Source organism: Mucilaginibacter corticis (assembly GCF_007558865.1).
Lineage (GTDB): Bacteria > Bacteroidota > Bacteroidia > Sphingobacteriales > Sphingobacteriaceae > Mucilaginibacter > Mucilaginibacter corticis.
This window is the reverse complement of sequence record NZ_VLPK01000001.1, coordinates 1,058,079-1,075,252: the sequence shown is the minus strand read 5'-3', so window position 1 is coordinate 1,075,252 and position 17,174 is coordinate 1,058,079. Positions and strand designations below refer to the sequence as shown.

Annotated in this window: 17 protein-coding genes; 16 read left to right on the top strand and 1 reads right to left on the bottom strand. The window is 44.1% G+C overall.

Translation table 11 applies throughout. The annotated features are described in order from the left end of the window. Positions 1 to 414 (top strand): Holliday junction resolvase RuvX, encoded by a 414-nt coding sequence (gene ruvX, locus FO440_RS04650; protein WP_144247050.1) that lies wholly within the window; start codon positions 1 to 3, stop codon positions 412 to 414. Positions 415 to 438: 24 nt separating this feature from the next. Further along, complete coding sequence (gene dinD / locus FO440_RS04645) at positions 439 to 1,257, top strand: DNA damage-inducible protein D (protein ID WP_144247049.1); 819 nt, start codon at positions 439 to 441, stop codon at positions 1,255 to 1,257. A gap of 4 nt (positions 1,258 to 1,261) precedes the next feature. Here dinD and FO440_RS04640 read toward each other — a convergent pair whose 3' ends face one another. Further along, positions 1,262 to 1,750, bottom strand: coding sequence for a molybdopterin-dependent oxidoreductase (locus FO440_RS04640; RefSeq protein WP_144247048.1), 489 nt, complete (start codon positions 1,748 to 1,750; stop codon positions 1,262 to 1,264). A gap of 84 nt (positions 1,751 to 1,834) precedes the next feature. Here FO440_RS04640 and FO440_RS04635 point away from each other — a divergent pair, with 84 nt between their 5' ends. The 14 genes from FO440_RS04635 to FO440_RS04570 all read left to right on the top strand — a co-directional run bounded on the left by FO440_RS04635 (position 1,835) and on the right by FO440_RS04570 (position 17,149). Further along, positions 1,835 to 2,473, top strand: coding sequence for an O-methyltransferase (locus FO440_RS04635; protein ID WP_144247047.1), 639 nt, complete (start codon positions 1,835 to 1,837; stop codon positions 2,471 to 2,473). Between the two features lie 2 nt (positions 2,474 to 2,475). Continuing rightward, complete coding sequence (locus FO440_RS04630; protein ID WP_144247046.1) at positions 2,476 to 3,036, top strand: glucosaminidase domain-containing protein; 561 nt, start codon at positions 2,476 to 2,478, stop codon at positions 3,034 to 3,036. Positions 3,037 to 3,063: 27 nt separating this feature from the next. Continuing rightward, complete coding sequence (locus FO440_RS04625; RefSeq protein WP_144247045.1) at positions 3,064 to 3,945, top strand: glucosaminidase domain-containing protein; 882 nt, start codon at positions 3,064 to 3,066, stop codon at positions 3,943 to 3,945. Between the two features lie 64 nt (positions 3,946 to 4,009). Continuing rightward, the gene (locus FO440_RS04620; protein WP_144247044.1) at positions 4,010 to 4,792 is read left to right on the top strand and encodes a hypothetical protein; all 783 of its coding nucleotides are present in this window, start codon (positions 4,010 to 4,012) and stop codon (positions 4,790 to 4,792) included. A 44-nt stretch (positions 4,793 to 4,836) separates the two neighbouring features. Further along, positions 4,837 to 5,874, top strand: a complete 1,038-nt coding sequence (locus FO440_RS04615) for a DUF3078 domain-containing protein (RefSeq protein WP_144247043.1) — start codon at positions 4,837 to 4,839, stop codon at positions 5,872 to 5,874. 116 nt (positions 5,875 to 5,990) lie between these two features. Continuing rightward, positions 5,991 to 7,316, top strand: coding sequence for a signal recognition particle protein (ffh, locus tag FO440_RS04610; protein WP_144247042.1), 1,326 nt, complete (start codon positions 5,991 to 5,993; stop codon positions 7,314 to 7,316). Positions 7,317 to 7,424: 108 nt separating this feature from the next. After that, a complete protein-coding gene (locus FO440_RS04605; RefSeq protein WP_144247041.1) occupies positions 7,425 to 9,008 on the top strand; it encodes a M1 family metallopeptidase in 1,584 nt (527 codons plus the stop codon). Between the two features lie 37 nt (positions 9,009 to 9,045). Next, complete coding sequence (locus FO440_RS04600; protein ID WP_222103927.1) at positions 9,046 to 10,395, top strand: glycoside hydrolase family 140 protein; 1,350 nt, start codon at positions 9,046 to 9,048, stop codon at positions 10,393 to 10,395. A gap of 85 nt (positions 10,396 to 10,480) precedes the next feature. Continuing rightward, complete coding sequence (locus FO440_RS04595) at positions 10,481 to 12,025, top strand: YifB family Mg chelatase-like AAA ATPase (RefSeq protein WP_144247040.1); 1,545 nt, start codon at positions 10,481 to 10,483, stop codon at positions 12,023 to 12,025. A 48-nt stretch (positions 12,026 to 12,073) separates the two neighbouring features. Next, positions 12,074 to 12,913, top strand: coding sequence for an FkbM family methyltransferase (locus FO440_RS04590; RefSeq protein WP_144247039.1), 840 nt, complete (start codon positions 12,074 to 12,076; stop codon positions 12,911 to 12,913). Between the two features lie 116 nt (positions 12,914 to 13,029). Further along, positions 13,030 to 14,343: an APC family permease gene (locus FO440_RS04585; protein ID WP_144247038.1), complete on the top strand. Its 1,314-nt coding sequence runs from the start codon at positions 13,030 to 13,032 to the stop codon at positions 14,341 to 14,343. A 181-nt stretch (positions 14,344 to 14,524) separates the two neighbouring features. Continuing rightward, positions 14,525 to 15,193, top strand: a complete 669-nt coding sequence (locus tag FO440_RS04580; RefSeq protein ID WP_144247037.1) for an OmpA family protein — start codon at positions 14,525 to 14,527, stop codon at positions 15,191 to 15,193. A gap of 87 nt (positions 15,194 to 15,280) precedes the next feature. Continuing rightward, the gene (locus FO440_RS04575; protein WP_144247036.1) at positions 15,281 to 15,673 is read left to right on the top strand and encodes an HYC_CC_PP family protein; all 393 of its coding nucleotides are present in this window, start codon (positions 15,281 to 15,283) and stop codon (positions 15,671 to 15,673) included. An 84-nt stretch (positions 15,674 to 15,757) separates the two neighbouring features. Beyond that, complete coding sequence (locus FO440_RS04570) at positions 15,758 to 17,149, top strand: hypothetical protein (RefSeq protein WP_144247035.1); 1,392 nt, start codon at positions 15,758 to 15,760, stop codon at positions 17,147 to 17,149. The last annotated feature ends 25 nt before the right edge of the window (positions 17,150 to 17,174 follow it).

Here is a 17,174-nt window from a genome sequence, read left to right as displayed (position 1 = left end):
ATGAGGATCATGGCCTTCGACTACGGCACCAAACGTATCGGCATAGCGGTGACAGATCCGCTGCAAATCATTGCCACAGGACTGGATACCGTTCACCCCAATAAGATCCTGGATTTTTTAAAAGCATACCTGCAAACCGAGCAGGTAGAGCGCTTTATTGTCGGTGAACCCAAGCAGATGGATAATACCCCGTCGCAATCGGCTATTCATGTAAAAGGCTTTGCTAAACTGCTAAAAAAAACTTTTCCGGCTATCCCGGTCGAAATGTTCGACGAGCGTTTTACATCAAAAATGGCATCGGCCACCATTGCCCAAAGCGGCATGGGCAAAAAAGCGCGCCAGAACAAAGAGCTGGTTGATAATATTTCGGCGGTGATCTTGTTGCAGAGCTGGATGGAGAAAAAAATTTATTAGTATATTCGATTTGATATAAAAAATATGACTACTAAAAATCAATTTGAAGAGATAAAACATATTAATGACATTGGCCAGGAATATTGGAGCGCCCGGGAATTATTTAAGGTTTTAGAGTATATAAAATGGGACAAATTCTTAAATGTCATAGATAAAGCAAAAGAGGCTTGTAAAAACTCAGGTCAAGGACCAGATGACCATTTTCCCCGGGTGGAGAAAATGGTGAAAATAGGATCTGGTGCTGTTAGAGATATTGGGGATTTACATCTATCGAGATATGCGTGTTATTTGGTAATACAAAATGCAGACCCTTCAAAAGAAGTAGTTGCCTTTGGACAAACATACTTTGCTGTACAGACACGGAAACAAGAGGTGTTAGAACAAGCATTTGAACAACTAAATAGTGAAGACGAAAAGCGTATTTTTCTGAGAAAGGAAATGGCCGAACACAATAAGCATTTAGCTGATGCGGCAAAAGATGCAGGAGTTATTCAACCATGGGAATACGCGATATTTCAAAACCATGGTTACATGGGTTTGTATAATGGATTAGGTGCAAAAGAAATTCAAGCTAAAAAAGGGCTGAAAAAGAGCCAAAATATCCTGGATCACATGGGGAGTACAGAATTAGCCGCAAACTTATTTCGGGCCACACAAACAGAAGAAAAACTTAAACGCGAAAAAATTAAAGGAAAACTGAAGGCTAATCAGGCACATTTTGAAGTTGGAAAGAAAGTTAGGCAGACAATTATTGAATTGGGTGGCACGATGCCCGAAGAGTTACCGACCGAGGAAAGCATAAAGAAAATAGATAGCCCCAATAAGAATCAGCTAAAAAAATAAACGGTCATTTTAGAAACAACACCTTCAAACCAACTACCTGCCTTACACAACGGGCGGGCTTTTTTTCGCCCTGCACAATAATTCTGAAGGGGCCTTCGCCGGCGGGTAATGGTTTTCCGTCTACGGTGTCGGCCAGTATGATCAGGCGGTCGGTATAGTTTTTATCCAGTTCGGCCAATGCAAAGGCTACTTCGTAGTTATCTGCGGCATCAACCAGTACACATTTGGTCAGGTTTTTTCCTTTCAGCGCGTCTTCCATGGTAACGCCCGCTTTCTTTAAAATATCTGATAAGGTAACACCTGTATAGGTGTGGTCAACTTTGCCGTCTTTGTCTTTACGTATTACGGTAGTTTGCGTAAACTGGTGCAGGGCGGCGGCATCGATCTCTAATGGTGTTACCACTTCGCCTGACACTTTAACAACCTGCGCAGAAACAATAAACGGCGCGAATATCAACGTGGCGATCAGTAATTTATAAAGCAGATTTTTCATGTTTTTGCAGGGTATTTATGTCTGCCTAAATTAGTGAAAAGCGGCTTTAAAACCCATTTATTTCAAAATGCCTATCTTTGCCGCATGGAAATTCTGCCAGACGACCTGCAATCGTACCTTAATGACCATTGCGACCCCGAGCCGGAGGCCCTGCAATTTATCAATAGGGAAACCTATTTAAAGGTACTAAAGCCCAATATGCTATCAGGGCATTACCAGGGCCGGGTATTAAGCCTGCTGAGTAAAATGATGCAGCCAAAACGCATTTTGGAGATAGGCACTTTTACCGGCTACGCAACCATTTGCCTGGCAGAAGGACTTACTGAAGACGGTATCATACACACCATTGAGGTTAACCGCGAATTAGAGGAAATGCTAAATCAACATTTTTCGCTAACAAGTGTGGAAAAAAAGATAAGGCCTCATTTTGGCCCTGCCGAACAGGTAATTGCCGGTTTAAGCGCCGAAATGTTTGATATTGTGTTTATTGATGCGGATAAAAAGAATAATTTACTTTACTTTGATTTAATATTTGACAAAGTCAGATCCGGAGGATTAATAATAATTGACAATGTTTTGTGGAAAGGGAAGGTTTATGGCGATGAAAAAGATGCCGATACCGAAAGTTTTCGCAAACTAAATGACAGGATCGCTGTTGACACAAAGGTTGAAAAACTGATTTTACCTGTGCGCGACGGCATACTGATCATCAGAAAAAAATAATTATGAAGAAAACCTTACTGATTGTAACGCTGCTTATATCATCTGTTGCAGCATTCGCCCAAAAGAACACCTCACAATCGTATATTGAACAGTTCAAAGATAATGCCATACAAATTATGCATGAAACCGGTATCCCGGCCAGCATCATTTTAGGTATAGCCATGCACGAGTCGGGCAACGGCAACAGCACTATCGCTCAAAATTTAAATAACCAGTTTGGTGTAAAAGGCGGCGGCGGCGCTGTATTTTATAAACATAAAAAGAAAGTAAGATCGTCTTATAAAAAGTACGATTCTATTTTAGACTCTTTCGAGGATTTTGCCCGCATCATTACCGAGCGCCAGCAACTGGGCCGCATATCAGACCAGCTTACCCAGTATGACTACACCAAATGGGTTAAAGGCATCCAGCGCAGCGGCTATGCCAGCAGCCGCAAATGGGCATCGCAGGTGTTAGGCATTATCCACAAATATCAGCTTAATGACCTTGATCAAACTCCTGCAGAAACGGCTCAAACCGCGCAGGTTGCACAACCTGATTCTATTGGTACTTATTTAAAGTAATAAAGTAATAAAACTTATTTTGGCAGAATGATTTATGCCAGTTTTCGCGCTTTTAATTTAAAGCAAAATATTAGCTGTTTATTTATTGCCGCGGTATTACTAAGCTCGTGCAGCGCGCACCGTGCAGCCCTTACCAGCAACCCGTTTATTTCAAGCCGCGAGGCGCGAAAAAATAACGAAGCGATACAAAAATCGCGCAGCGAAGCTATTTCAAATTATACGCCCTTTACCGTTTACTCTTATATAGACCGTTTTAAAACCATTGCTATACAGGAAATGAATTTATACGGCATCCCGGCCAGTATTACCCTTGCGCAGGGCTTATTTGAATCGGGCAACGGCAATGGCGACCTGGCTAAAATTGCCAACAACCATTTCGGCATTAAATGCAACAGCGACTGGAAAGGCAAATCATATTATAAAGATGATGACTTGGGTAATGATTGTTTCAGGGTTTATGACCGGCCGGAAGATTCATACCGTGACCATTCTGAATTTTTAAAGAAAAAAAGATATGCAGCCTTGTTCGAGCTGGATAAGAATGACTACAAAGGCTGGGCCTACGGCTTAAAGCAGGCAGGATACGCTACCAACCCAAAATATCCCGACCTGATAATAGGCGTTATAGAAAAATATCACCTTGACCAATATGACCGTCCGGAAGGCGAGGTGCAAAAAATTAAGCGCGAAGACAGGGTACTGGCGCAGATCAATCAAAACATAGGCCAGGCCGTAAAAGACTCGCTGGTGCAAAACACCCCGCCAGGTAAATTGTATACCATTAAAACAGGCGACACACTATACAACATTTCTAAACGTTTTGGTTTAACAGTTGATGAGCTTAAGGCATTAAACAACATGGCCGACAATACCATTAAAATAGGCCAGACACTGGTTGTTGCCAAATAAGCGTTTGTTAATTATTGTTAAATATCAAGCCCCAACCTAAGCAAACGTTTAGTTTTAGCTTTTAATGAGACCTTTATTAGTTTTATTTTTTCTCTGTTTATGTTGCTCGAAGCTGTTTGCCCAGGAAACATCGGTTGCCGGTATTATATTTGATGCCGACAGCAAAGACCGTTTGTCGCGGGTTAATGTAAAGAACCTGACCACCGGCGTGGATGTGTACAACAATATAAACGGGGTCTTTAACATTGATGCTAAAACCGGCGATAAACTGGTATTTTCTCAATGGGAGCACCATCCAGATACTATAAAAGTACAAAATTACGTACCCCTTGCGGTTTACTTAAAACGGGTTGCTATACAGCTTAAACAGGTAAACATTTTTGATACGCTGATGGACCCTGCAAAACGCATGGAAGCCAAAAAGCGCGACTATAGCAAAGCATATGGATCATTGGCGAGCAATGATTTCCTGTCGCTTACACCCGGCCTTGGCGTTGGTTTGGGTATTGACGCCATATATAATGCACTTAGCCGCAGCGGGCGCAACGCCGCGCACCTGCGCGAAACCATTGAAGGCGATTACCGGCAGGACGTGATAGATTACCGTTTTAACAAAACACTGGTGGGCCGGATAACCGGGTTAAAAGACCCCGCATTAACAGATTTTATGCGAAGGTATAGGCCGGGCTACTTTTTCCTGTCGAACGCTACCGAGTACGAGTTCATTACATCTATCCGTACCAACTTAAAAAGATACCTGCGAAACCCTGCTATTCATGCTTTGGCACCGTTGGACGATCCGAAAAAACAAAAAACTTCTACAGCGGTTAAACCAAATGGTGAATAAAAAATCTTAATAGTAAAAAGAAAAATGCTTTTCTTTGTCTATCTATGAGTAGAAACGTACCCGGATATCTCTTATTAGTATTATTAATGACAGCGATGTCTGCCGCTGCGCAAAAGGCTGACTCGTTGAAAAAAGACAGCGTAAAGATTGACACCGCTATTCTTAACAGGTACCATATAGAGCCTAAAAAAAATTCCTTACCGGTACGTACACGTGTTATACAAATTGACCGAGAAAACATCCCGGTTAATTTGCTCGATTATAAGATGAACTACTGGCGCAAGTGGATCACGCTTAGTATAAATTTCAATCAATCGGCCTTTAGTAATAATTTTGCCGCGGGTGGCGCTAACGCGATTGCTGTAAACGGTTTCTTTGAATATAAATCTGAATATCATAAAGGCAGCTTTGATTATGTTCCTGACCTGGTATTTCGATACGCCAAATCAAAAAATAAAGGGCAAGGCCCGCGAAAAACTGATGATTACCTGTTTTTCGATAATAAAGTAGCTACCCAATTATCGAAAAGCTGGTTCTTTTTTGGTTCATTGACCTTTCAGTCACAATTTGATAAAGGTTATAACTATGATGCACCAGATTATTTGTCTGGTTTGAAGCCTGCTTTAATATCGCGTTTCCTGGCACCTGGCTATTTAACAGAATCACTCGGTTTTGAATACAAGCCCAATAACTGGTATGACCTGCGTATAGGTACAGGTACCGCCCGCCAAACCTTTATGATAGATACTACTGTTTACCACAACAATGGCGGCAATAACAACAACGTACCTATTCATAAAACCTTCCACAATGATCTTGCGTTCCAGCTGGTTACCACGGTAATTAAACCGCTTGACAAAAAGAACAAGATCAATATCAACGTACGCTATCAGCTATTTGTACCCTACCAGGAAAACATCAAATTTACCAGCCACCGTATAGATGGTACATTGACTGCACAGGTAACCCGTTTGTTCGGTGTGTCATTTAACAGCACCTTTATTTACGACAAAAGCCAAAAACCGGGGCCACAGGGATCCGAAGGTTTGGGTATGGGGATAAATTACCGCTTCCCTAATTAAGGCTTTATCAAATTTCTTTCTTTATTCTGACGATCTGGGTACTCGGGTTAAGGCATAATTCATACAAAATCATACCTTTGTAACCTCAAAAAGATTAATTAAAGTACAAGGTAAACATGTTTGAAAATCTTTCGGATAAGCTTGACAGGGCGTTTAAGGTCCTTAAAGGCCAGGGAACTATTACAGAAATAAACGTGGCCGAAACCATGAAGGAAATTAGAAAAGCCCTTCTGGATGCCGACGTTAACTATAAAACAGCCAAAGCCTTTACAGACGATGTAAGGCAAAAAGCACTGGGCGCAAATGTATTAACCGCGGTTTCGCCAGGCCAGTTGCTCACCAAACTCATGAAAGATGAGCTGGCAGCATTAATGGGTGGCACAACTGCCGATCTTAATGTTAGTACCAACCCTACCATTATATTAATTGCGGGCCTTAACGGTGCGGGTAAAACCACCTTTACCGGTAAACTGGCAAATTACTTAAAGACGCAAAAAAACAAAAAGCCTTTATTAATTGCCGATGATATTTACCGCCCTGCGGCTATTGACCAGCTGATGGTTTTGGGCGAGCAGATTGGCGTACCGGTATATGTTAACCGCGAGTCGAAAGACCCTATCGCGATAGCAAGAGAAGGTATTGCACAGGCAAAGCAAAACGGCAATAACGTAATTATTATTGACACCGCCGGCCGTTTAGCTATTGACGAAGCCATGATGGTGGAAATTGAGCAGGTAAAAGCCGCTGTTAACCCGCACGAGATCTTGTTTGTTGTAGACTCCATGACCGGCCAGGATGCTGTGAATACCGCAAAGGTGTTTAACGAACGCCTTGACTTTACTGGGGTGGTTTTAACCAAACTGGATGGTGATACCCGTGGTGGTGCCGCGCTTTCTATCAAGTCGGTAGTAAATAAGCCGATCAAGTTTATTGGTACCGGCGAAAAGATGGAAGCCATTGATGTTTTCCACCCGGACAGGATGGCATCACGGATCCTGGGTATGGGTGACGTGGTATCATTGGTTGAACGCGCGCAGATGCAGTTTGACGAGAAAGAGGCCGCCGAGCTGCAAAAGAAGATCCGCAAGAACAAATTCGACTTTAACGATTTTTACAGCCAGATCCAGCAGATCAAAAAAATGGGTAACATGAAGGATCTGATGGGCATGATACCGGGCGTAGGTAAAATGATGAAGGACGTGGAGATACAGGATGATGCCTTTAAAAACATTGAAGCCATTATTCAATCCATGACCCCGGGCGAAAAGGAAAACCCCGACTCGATAAACCAAAGCCGCCGCAACCGTATAGCCAAAGGCTCGGGCACAGACCTTGCAGAGGTTAACCGCCTGATAAAACAGTTTGAAGATATGCGTAAGGTGATGAAGCAAATGAGTAACCCTGCGGCTATGGCCAGCATGATGAAACGGATGCCGAGATAGCCCACCGGCCTCCTGAAGGGGGAGAAATATTGCAAAGCCTTGAACGAGTGTTCAGGGCTTTGTTATTTTGAACAATTTAACTTATAATTACAGTAAGATAGTAACGCTATGAATAAACTTCGGGCATGTTTTACTGTAGGGCTTCTCGCACTTGGTTTTGCTGTAAAAGCGCAAACCCCGGGCGCTGTAATTGATGTACAACATTATGGTTTCAATATCCAGCTGAGCGACAGCACTAACCTGATAAAAGGCAAAGCCGATATCACCGTGCTGTTTCTAAAAAAGGCAACAAGTTTTAGGGTTAACCTGGTTAAGAAAAACACTACCGGCAAGGGTATGCTGGTTAGCCGCGTGCTGACCAACGGCCACGAGATCCAGTTTAAACAGGATAGCGACGGCGTAAATATTTATACCAAGGCCATTCAGAATCAGCTGCAACGTTATACCGTAATTTATGAGGGCGTGCCTGCCGATGGATTGATCATATCAACAAATAAATTTGGCCATCGTACCTTTTTTGGCGACAACTGGCCCAACCGCGCGCATAACTGGATCCCCTGCGTAGATAACCCTGCCGATAAAGCGACACTTGATTTTACAGTTACCGCGCCCGATCATTACCAGGTGGTGGCGAATGGTTTAAAGATTAGCGAAGCCGCTTTACCCGGCAAGTTAAAAACAACGCATTGGGCTGAAACCGCGCAACTGCCCACCAAGGTGATGGTGATTGGCGTTGCCGATTTCGCGGTTGACCATCCTAAAGATGTTAACAACATCCCTGTTTATACCTATGTATTTCCCGAGAATGCAATGGCCGGTTTCAGGAGCTATGCAATAGCTGCCGATATTTTGCCTTTTTATATTAAAAATATAGGCCCTTATGCTTATAAAAAGCTGGCCAACGTGCAGTCAAAAACCATTTTTGGCGGCATGGAGAATGCCAGCGCTATTTTCTACTTTGAAAACTCGGTAGGCGACAAGGGTATTGAAGAGCTAATGGCGCATGAGATAGCGCACCAATGGTTTGGCGATGCGGTTAGCGAGAAAGATTTTCATCACCTGTGGCTCAGCGAGGGCTTTGCCACTTATTTAACAAACTATTACCTCGAAAGCAAATACGGGCAGGATACCCTGAAAAAGCGGATGGCCGACCAGCGGACTAAAGTATTAAAGTTTGAAAAGATTCGGTTTACACCCATTGTCGACAGCACAGTTACTACTGATTATATGCCGCTACTTAACCCCAACAGTTATGAAAAAGGTGGCTGGGCGTTGCACATGCTGCGCCGCAAACTGGGCGACGCAATTTTCTGGAAAGGCATCAGCACTTACTTTGATAAGTATCAAGGCAGCAATGCCAACACTACTGATTTTAGGGTAGTGATGGAACAGATTAGCGGACAAAAACTGGATGGCTTTTTTAAACAATGGCTAAAAACACCGGGACATCCTGATTTAAATGTGAAATGGAAATATGACTCCAAAACACAAATGGTTGATGTGCAGGTTGATCAGAAACAAAGCAATTTGTATACCTTCCCGTTGGAGATTAGCATAGATGGCGAATTGCACAGTATTGCGATGACGGGTCAATCGGCAACAGGGCATTTTCTGGCCGGCAAAAAAGCGCCTGTTATAACTGTCGACCCTAATGTCAATTTACTGGCTACATTTGCGGTTACGAGCCAATAAATAATTTTTATTACCTTTCTCTATACAAAAAAACCGAATGATGAGAAAGTATCTGCTAAGCCTTTTTTTATTAGCGCTGTGGGCAAATGCCTTCGCGCAATTTACCGTTAGCCCTGATAAACATTATATCCTTAAAGACGGAAAACCCTTTTTTTGGATGGGCGATACGGCATGGGAGCTTTTTCACCGGCTGACAAGGGAAGATGCTGACTTCTATTTAAAACACCGCAGCGAGCAGGGGTTCACAGTGATCCAGGCAGTGGCGCTGGCTGAATTTAACGGCTTAGACAAGCCTAATGCCTATGGCGACATCCCTTTGATTAATAACGACCCGGCAACGCCTAACGAGAATTACTTTAAGCATGTAGATTATATTATAGATAAAGCGGCATCATACAATTTAACCGTTGCCTTATTGCCAACCTGGGGCGATAAAATAAATAAAAGCTCATGGGGTGTAGGGCCTGAAATCTTTAACGTTAAAAACGCGGCGATATATGCCGAATGGCTGGCTAAACGCTACAAAAACCGGAAAAACATCATCTGGATCTTAGGCGGTGACAGAAACCCTCGCGATGAAAAGGATATCGCGATTTGGCGGGCGATGGGATTGGCTATTAAAAAGGCGACGGACAATAAAGCGCTGATCACCTACCATTGTCAGCCCAATGAACAAGGGTCGGCGCAATGGTTCAGGAATGAAAGCTGGTTTGATTTCAACATGTTTCAAAACGGGCATTGCCGCGATAATGACAATTACCGAAAAGTATTTGACGCGTATAACGCGCAGCCGCTAAAACCGGTTATAGATGGCGAACCACTTTACGAGGATCACCCAATTTGTTTTAACGTAACCGACCTGGGTACATCAAGCGCTTACGACGTAAGGCACTATGCTTATACCGACCTTTTTTCCGGCGCGTTCGGGCATACTTATGGTTGTCATGATGTGTGGCAAATGTATTCACCTAAAAACGAGCCGGTAAACGGACCGCATGTTTTTTGGCAAAAGGCTTTAGATCTGCCCGGGGCAAAACAAATGCAGTTTGTACGACGGTTGATAGAATCGCACCCGATGCTTGACAGAATACCAGATCAAAGCATTATTGTAGAAAACGACTTGCCGCCTATGTCGCGCATCCAAGCGACAAGAGGAAAGGATTATGCTTTTATCTATTCATCAGAAGGAAAACCCTTTACAGTAATTATGGGTAAAATAAGTGGTGACAAAGTTAAAGCAACATGGTTTGATCCGCGAAGCGGTAAAACAACACCTGCAGGAGAAGCGGATAATCATGGGAGTAAAAAATATACCCCGCCATCATCGGGCTATGGCAACGATTGGGTGTTGGTGATTGATGACAGTTCAAAAGAATATTCGCTGTAATAAACTGATGCTATTCGATTTAGCAATAAGTTGCGCGTTGTCTTTATAAATTTATATCTTTCGCTATTGTAAAACTTTATCATTAGTGTTAGTTAAAACATTTGGCAGCGCCGTTTATGGCATAGAGGCCATCACCATTACAGTCGAGGTTAATATTAGCGGCGGCAGCAAACCGTTCTACCTTATCGTGGGCTTGCCCGACAAAGCAGTTCAGGAGTCTATACAACGTATTGAGGCTGCGTTGCAAACTAATGGTTTGCGCATGCCTCGCCAAAAAATAATCGTGAATATGGCGCCTGCTGATATACGCAAGGAGGGTTCGGCATATGATTTACCTATAGCAATATCAATACTCGCCGGGTCAGGGCAAATTTCGAGCGAGAATTTAGATAAATACATCATAATGGGTGAGCTTTCTCTTGATGGTAGTCTTCAACCTATTAAAGGTGCATTATCAATGGCTATACAGGCACGGAAAGACGGTTATAAAGGCTTTATCCTTCCCAAACAAAACGCCCGCGAAGCCGCTATTGTTAATGACCTTGAAGTTTACGGGGTAGAAAGTATAAAAGAAGTAGCCGGCTTTTTTAACGGCGATATAGAGCTGCCGCGTGAGGTAGTTAATACCCGTGAAGAATTTTATAACAGCCTGTGCAATTACGACAGTGACTTTAGCGAAGTAAAAGGGCAGGAAAATATAAAGCGCGCTTTAGAGATTGCCGCCGCAGGCGGGCATAACGTTATTTTAATTGGCCCCCCGGGAGCAGGTAAAACCATGCTGGCCCGCAGGCTGCCATCCATACTGCCGCCACTAAGTTTGTATGAGTCGTTAGAAACAACCAAGATCCACTCTGTAGCGGGTAAGCTTTCTGCGGCTGATGCATTAGTTACTATCCGGCCGTTCAGGTCGCCGCATCATACTATTTCTGACGTGGCGTTGGTTGGCGGCGGGGGCAATCCGCAGCCTGGTGAGATCTCATTGGCGCACAATGGTGTTTTGTTTTTAGATGAATTGCCCGAGTTTAAGCGCAGCGCCCTTGAGGTGATGCGCCAACCGTTGGAAGAACGCCGTGTAACCATATCTCGCGCTAAATTTACTGTGGACTACCCCAGCAGCTTTATGCTGGTGGCCAGTATGAACCCTTGCCCATGCGGTTATTATAACCACCCCGAAAAAGAATGCATTTGCCCACCGGGAATGGTACAGAAATACCTGAGCAAAATCTCTGGCCCGTTGTTAGACCGTATAGACCTGCATGTTGAGGTAACGCCCGTAAATTTTAGTGAACTGGCATCAGATCGACTGGCCGAAAAAAGTGAAGAGATCCGCGACCGCGTAATAAAAGCAAGAGAGATACAGATAGCCCGTTTCGGCACAAAGCCCGACCTGCATGCCAATGCCCAGATGAGTACGCAAATGGTGCGTGATCTGTGCAAGATCAGCGAAGCGGGACAAAATCTGCTTAAAAAAGCCATGGAAAAACTGGGCCTGTCTGCCCGTGCTTATGACCGCATCCTGAAAGTATCGCGCACCATAGCCGATCTCGCAGGAAGCGAAGAGATCAAGATAGAGCATTTGGCCGAGGCCATCCAGTTCAGGAGTTTAGACAGGGAAGGCTGGGCCGGGTAATCTTTCAAATTAAAACGTATTTTTATCTGCCTGATAATTCAATAATCAATGAACCGTCGCGACCGCATCAAGCTTGTTTTTACCCGCAACTGGAAATTACCGGGAAAGGAGCGGCTATCGTCATACTTGCTCAAGGGCTACAAGAAAAACGCGTCCGCCAAAAGCAACATCGCATGGTTAACCAACGAAGACATTGCCATATTTGCCGACCCAAACAGTTTCATTGAATGGCAGGTAGCCAGCATGGGCGCATACGAGGATGAGATCAATAAACTGATCCGGATCTCTTTAAAACATGGTGACATTGCTGTTGACGTTGGCGGCAATATCGGTTTACAAAGTATCCGTATGTCGCAGGCTGTAGGGGACAACGGCAGGGTCTATTCGTTTGAGCCCTTAAATTACCTGCAGGAAAAATTCAAAAAAAATATCTCGTTAAACCGTGTAGCTAATGTAACATTACTACCATTGGCCCTGTCGGATACCGAAAGCACAGCCGAATTTACGATTGATCCGGGAGGCGATAACCAGGGCACATTTAGCCTGGCAGATACAGGCCCGGGGGCAGAAAAACAAAGGGTCGATGTTAAAATTGCCGACTTACTGCCTGAATTATCTACCCTGCAAGCGTTGCACCTCATTAAAATAGACGTGGAAGGTTTCGAGTTACAGGTATTGCGTGGAATGAAAGGTCTTTTACAAAAACACAAACCCCGGCTCATATTTGAATATGACACCCCGCTTTGGGCAAGGACCGGGCAGGACATAAAAAACTGTTATGAGTTTTTAGCTGATATGGGTTATTCGTTTTACCAGGTTACCGAAGCGGGTTGCGGAAAGATTGAATCGTGGCAGGAAATTGAGAGCGGCAACTTGTTTTGTATGTAGGCTTAGTGGGTTACTTACAAACATCAAATCAACAGTCGACCGCAAAACGATCTGGTAAACCATATTGACATTACCTACCTTGAAATTAAAAGATAAACTTCTATTTTTAAGGCCGTATGCCATCAACCAAGTACCTTAAAAAGATTCGCCCTGTACAGCTTATCGCTGTTATCTTTTTTACGGTATCCGGCGGGCCTTATGGTTTAGAGCCTTTGTTGGATTATGCGGGGCAGCATGGCGCATTGTTGATATTATTAGTTACGCCATTGTTGTGGGATGTTCCCGCGATCTTTACCGTGCTTGAATTAAACAGCATGATGCCCGTAACCGGCGGCTATTATAAATGGGTAAAATATGCTTTAGGTACGCGCTGGGGTTTTTATGAGGGCTGGTGGACCTGGCTCTACACCTTTGTCGACCTGGCCATTTACCCGGTGCTGTTTGTTCAATACGCGTCCTTTTTCTTTCCCGGACTTGAGGTTTATAAAGTACCCGTTTGTTTGATCATCATCTGGGCATCTGCCGGTTTAAATATACTTGGGATTGTTCCCGTAGGACGGGTTTCTTTGATCCTGGGCGCGGCGGTGCTTACGCCGTTTATTATACTTTTCGGCCTGGCTTTTTACCATCATACAGGGGGGCTGACTATTCCCTCACCGTCATTAAAAGACATTGCTTTTCAGTCCTTTGGAATGGCATTATATACCGTCATGTGGAACTGCCTGGGTTGGGACAATACCACCACTTATGCTGAGGAGGTTGAAAAACCGGTACGCTCATATTTGATCTCCATGTTTATTGCATTCGCGATGGTTATTGTTATTTATTTCCTGGTGATCTGGATAGCGCAGTTGTACGGCATCAGCCCCACGGTTTTGACCGATAAGGGCTTCCCGGCTTTGGGCGCGATGATAGGGGGGCATTGGCTCGGCGCGTTACTGGCATTGGGTGGCATGGCAAGTACGTTAGGCATTTATGCCGCGGTGCTTTTGTCCGTATCGCGTGTGCCGCAGGTAATGTCTGAGGATAGTTTATTACCGGCACGGCTAAATAAATTGCATTCGCGTTTTCAAACACCGTATGTATCAATCATTATCTGCTCGGTAATTGTCAGTCTGATGGTGCTGTGGACCTTTGCTGACCTGCTGATCATTGACGTTACCGTGTACGGTGCGGGCTTATCATTAGAATATATCTCACTAATAAAACTCCGCATGAGCAACCCGCATACGCCACGGCCATTTAAAATCCCACTTAATGTTACCGGGCTTTGTTTGCTGTTGGTATTACCGGCATCGGTATATTTCATTGCGCTTGGCGGGGCATTCTCCTCATCCGCAGAAACTATTAAGCCTGCCCTGTTTGCTATTTGCGCCCTGCTTAGCGCCGAGGTCTTTTGGCGGTTATTGGTATGGAGAAGATCATTTTAGTATGGGTCTTGTACTAAAAACAAGCCAACAATCTTTATTATTTAATGCCTGATGCTTTCGTGAATATTAAAAAAATGTTTTTAAAGTTTCTATTGGTTCGATATATGACAATATTGACATTTGATGATACAGTTGGCACTCGCTTTGCCTTATTATTGCATCAAAATAACAATAACATAACATGAAAGCAATAAGAAATAGCATTGTAGCCGTAGCCATTGGTATAAGTGTATTAGGCGCGGGATGCAGTTCATTTAATAAAACGCAAAAAGGCGCGGCCATAGGCGCAGGTGCCGGCGGCACAATAGGTGCGCTGATAGGGCATAGTGCAGGCAATACCGCATTGGGCGCCATCATTGGCGGTGCCGTAGGTGGTACAGCAGGTGCGCTTATCGGCCATAAAATGGATAAACAAGCTGCTGAGATCAAACAGACCGTACCGGGGGCCAGCGTAGTAAGGCAGGGCGAAGGCATTGTGGTAAAATTTGACTCGGGGATATTATTTGACGTGAACAAAACCGACTTGAAAAGCGCAGCGCAAACTAATTTAATTAACCTGGCCGCTTCATTACAAAAAAACCCGCAAACCAATATTACCATTGTGGGCCATACTGACAATACCGGCAGCGACGACCTTAATATGGGCCTTTCTATAAAAAGGGCACAAGCCGTTAAAAACTTTATTGTGGCTAACAATGTGGACGGGTCTCGTTTAACAACCGTTGGTAAAGGCGAGTCTGAACCAATTGCAGATAACAGTACAGCAGACGGCCGTGCACAAAACCGCCGGGTAGAGATAGCGATTGTAGCTAACGACCAGATGAAACAACAAGCCGCACAAGGCAATTAAGAGACAAATTTATTTACGAAGACTTAATACCCTGCCGATAACCGGCGGGGTATTGTTTTTTAAAATGCTAAAGATTAGCTTTGTATAATGATAAAGAAGTATTCAGCGATGTTTTTGGCCAAGGTATATTTAATTACCGCGCTTGGCTTTGCATTGAATCTTCATTATTGTGGCGGGGTACTGGCAGCAGTAAAAATTGAAGGCCCCGCAAAAACCTGCAAATTATCGCCGATAACTGCAAGAAAATGCTGCAAAGACAAACAAATTGATGTAAAGGTTAAGGATGCCCACCAGGGAGAAACGCCTTCAATTATTGGCAAGTTGTTTGGCTTTGAAATTTCAAAGATCCCTTTTGGCGATTATATCCTGTCGGCACAACAATCGCTTTTAGAGAAACTATCAACCCCGGCTCCGCCACCACCGCCTCCGCCATCCGGCAAAGAGGCGCAGTATATTAAAAACTGCACGTTACGTATTTGATCATCATTTAATCGTCCGCATTATTTCACGGTGATAATTATTCCCGTGTGTCTACTTTTTTACGATTATTTTTTTGATTCAAAAATGAAATTTCTCCCGATATATATCGCGGCTATATTTTTAGCCACGTCTGCTCCATTATTTGCACAGCAAATGAAAATGGATACCACCAAACACAAAAAACACACCCATATGATGAACGGCATGGAAATGGACGACATGGATATGATGAACATGGACATGAGCGGCTCCATGCAGATGAACAGCCAGTTCTCGCTTGATCTGCCCATGAACCGTGATGGCTCAGGTACTTCATGGATGCCTGACGAGTCGCCGATGTATGCTTACATGATCCACGGTAAAAAATGGATGACCATGATCCACGGCAGTTTCTTTGCCCGTTATAATAACCAGGATATCTTTAAATCCGGCAATCGCGGAGGCCAGAAATTTGATGTACCCAATATGGTTATGGCCATGACGCAGACCAAAGTTGGCAACAACGGCCTGTTCTCTGTTAACACCATGTTCTCGCTCGATCCTTTTTTAGTTGGCCCTGGCGGATATCCGCTACTGTATCAAACAGGCGAATCTTACAAAGGGCATAAATTGGTTGACCGTCAGCACCCGCATGACCTATTTGCCGAGTTAAGCGTAGCTTATACCCAGCGTGTGGCTAAAGATGCGGACATTTCGGCTTCGTTTGGTTATCCCGGCGAACCCGCTTTGGGACCACCGGTATTTATGCACCGTTTATCGGCAATGAATGATCCTAACGCGCCGTTGGGACATCATTACCAGGATGCCACGCATATTACCTTCGGTGTAGCTACCCTGGGTTTCAGGTACAAAGATGTTAAACTGGAAGGCTCGGCATTTACCGGTCGCGAACCGGACGAGTTCCGGTATAACTTCGACAAAATGAAGTTCGATTCGTATTCGGCACGATTGTCTTATAACCCGTCAAAGGAGTGGGCTTTGCAGGTTTCGGACGGCTACATTCACAGCCCTGAAGAAGCCGAACCGCAGCAAAATGTTAACCGGTTTACCGCGTCGGCCATCCGTACTAAAATGCTGGGCGATGACAGTTATATCTCTACCACGTTGGTTTACGGGCAAAATCATTATTCTGACAATGGTAAAACCCAGCCATCGGTATTGTTAGAGAACAGCCTGCAGTTTAGCAAAGTAGCCATATATGGCCGCTACGAGTTTGTACAAAAAGATGCAGAAGAGATAGACATGCAAGCCGCTTTCCCGTCAAACCCTAACTTTAATATCAACGCTATTACTTTAGGTACAAATTATATCATCAGTACGGTTAAAAACACTAATCTTACTGTAGGCGTGCAGGGCACGGTAAATGTGTCGCCATCGGCTTTAAAAACTTATTATGGTGCCGCGCCTATCGGATTCCAGGTTTACCTGCGCATAAACCCGGCGCTGATGAAGATGAAAGCCATGATGGATATGTAAGCCAAGCGGGTTAAAATTAAGGCGA

Coding starts and splice junctions, on each gene's coding strand:
- dinD (WP_144247049.1), top strand. CDS start 439: ATGACTACTAAAAATCAATTTGAAGAGATAAAACATATTAATGACATT.
- FO440_RS04625 (WP_144247045.1), top strand. CDS start 3,064: ATGATTTATGCCAGTTTTCGCGCTTTTAATTTAAAGCAAAATATTAGC.
- FO440_RS04580 (WP_144247037.1), top strand. CDS start 14,525: ATGAAAGCAATAAGAAATAGCATTGTAGCCGTAGCCATTGGTATAAGT.
- FO440_RS04635 (WP_144247047.1), top strand. CDS start 1,835: ATGGAAATTCTGCCAGACGACCTGCAATCGTACCTTAATGACCATTGC.
- FO440_RS04575 (WP_144247036.1), top strand. CDS start 15,281: ATGATAAAGAAGTATTCAGCGATGTTTTTGGCCAAGGTATATTTAATT.
- FO440_RS04605 (WP_144247041.1), top strand. CDS start 7,425: ATGAATAAACTTCGGGCATGTTTTACTGTAGGGCTTCTCGCACTTGGT.
- FO440_RS04590 (WP_144247039.1), top strand. CDS start 12,074: ATGAACCGTCGCGACCGCATCAAGCTTGTTTTTACCCGCAACTGGAAA.
- FO440_RS04585 (WP_144247038.1), top strand. CDS start 13,030: ATGCCATCAACCAAGTACCTTAAAAAGATTCGCCCTGTACAGCTTATC.
- FO440_RS04630 (WP_144247046.1), top strand. CDS start 2,476: ATGAAGAAAACCTTACTGATTGTAACGCTGCTTATATCATCTGTTGCA.
- ffh (WP_144247042.1), top strand. CDS start 5,991: ATGTTTGAAAATCTTTCGGATAAGCTTGACAGGGCGTTTAAGGTCCTT.
- FO440_RS04600 (WP_222103927.1), top strand. CDS start 9,046: ATGATGAGAAAGTATCTGCTAAGCCTTTTTTTATTAGCGCTGTGGGCA.
- ruvX (WP_144247050.1), top strand. CDS start 1: ATGAGGATCATGGCCTTCGACTACGGCACCAAACGTATCGGCATAGCG.
- FO440_RS04570 (WP_144247035.1), top strand. CDS start 15,758: ATGAAATTTCTCCCGATATATATCGCGGCTATATTTTTAGCCACGTCT.
- FO440_RS04615 (WP_144247043.1), top strand. CDS start 4,837: ATGAGTAGAAACGTACCCGGATATCTCTTATTAGTATTATTAATGACA.
- FO440_RS04640 (WP_144247048.1), bottom strand. CDS start 1,750: ATGAAAAATCTGCTTTATAAATTACTGATCGCCACGTTGATATTCGCG.
- FO440_RS04620 (WP_144247044.1), top strand. CDS start 4,010: ATGAGACCTTTATTAGTTTTATTTTTTCTCTGTTTATGTTGCTCGAAG.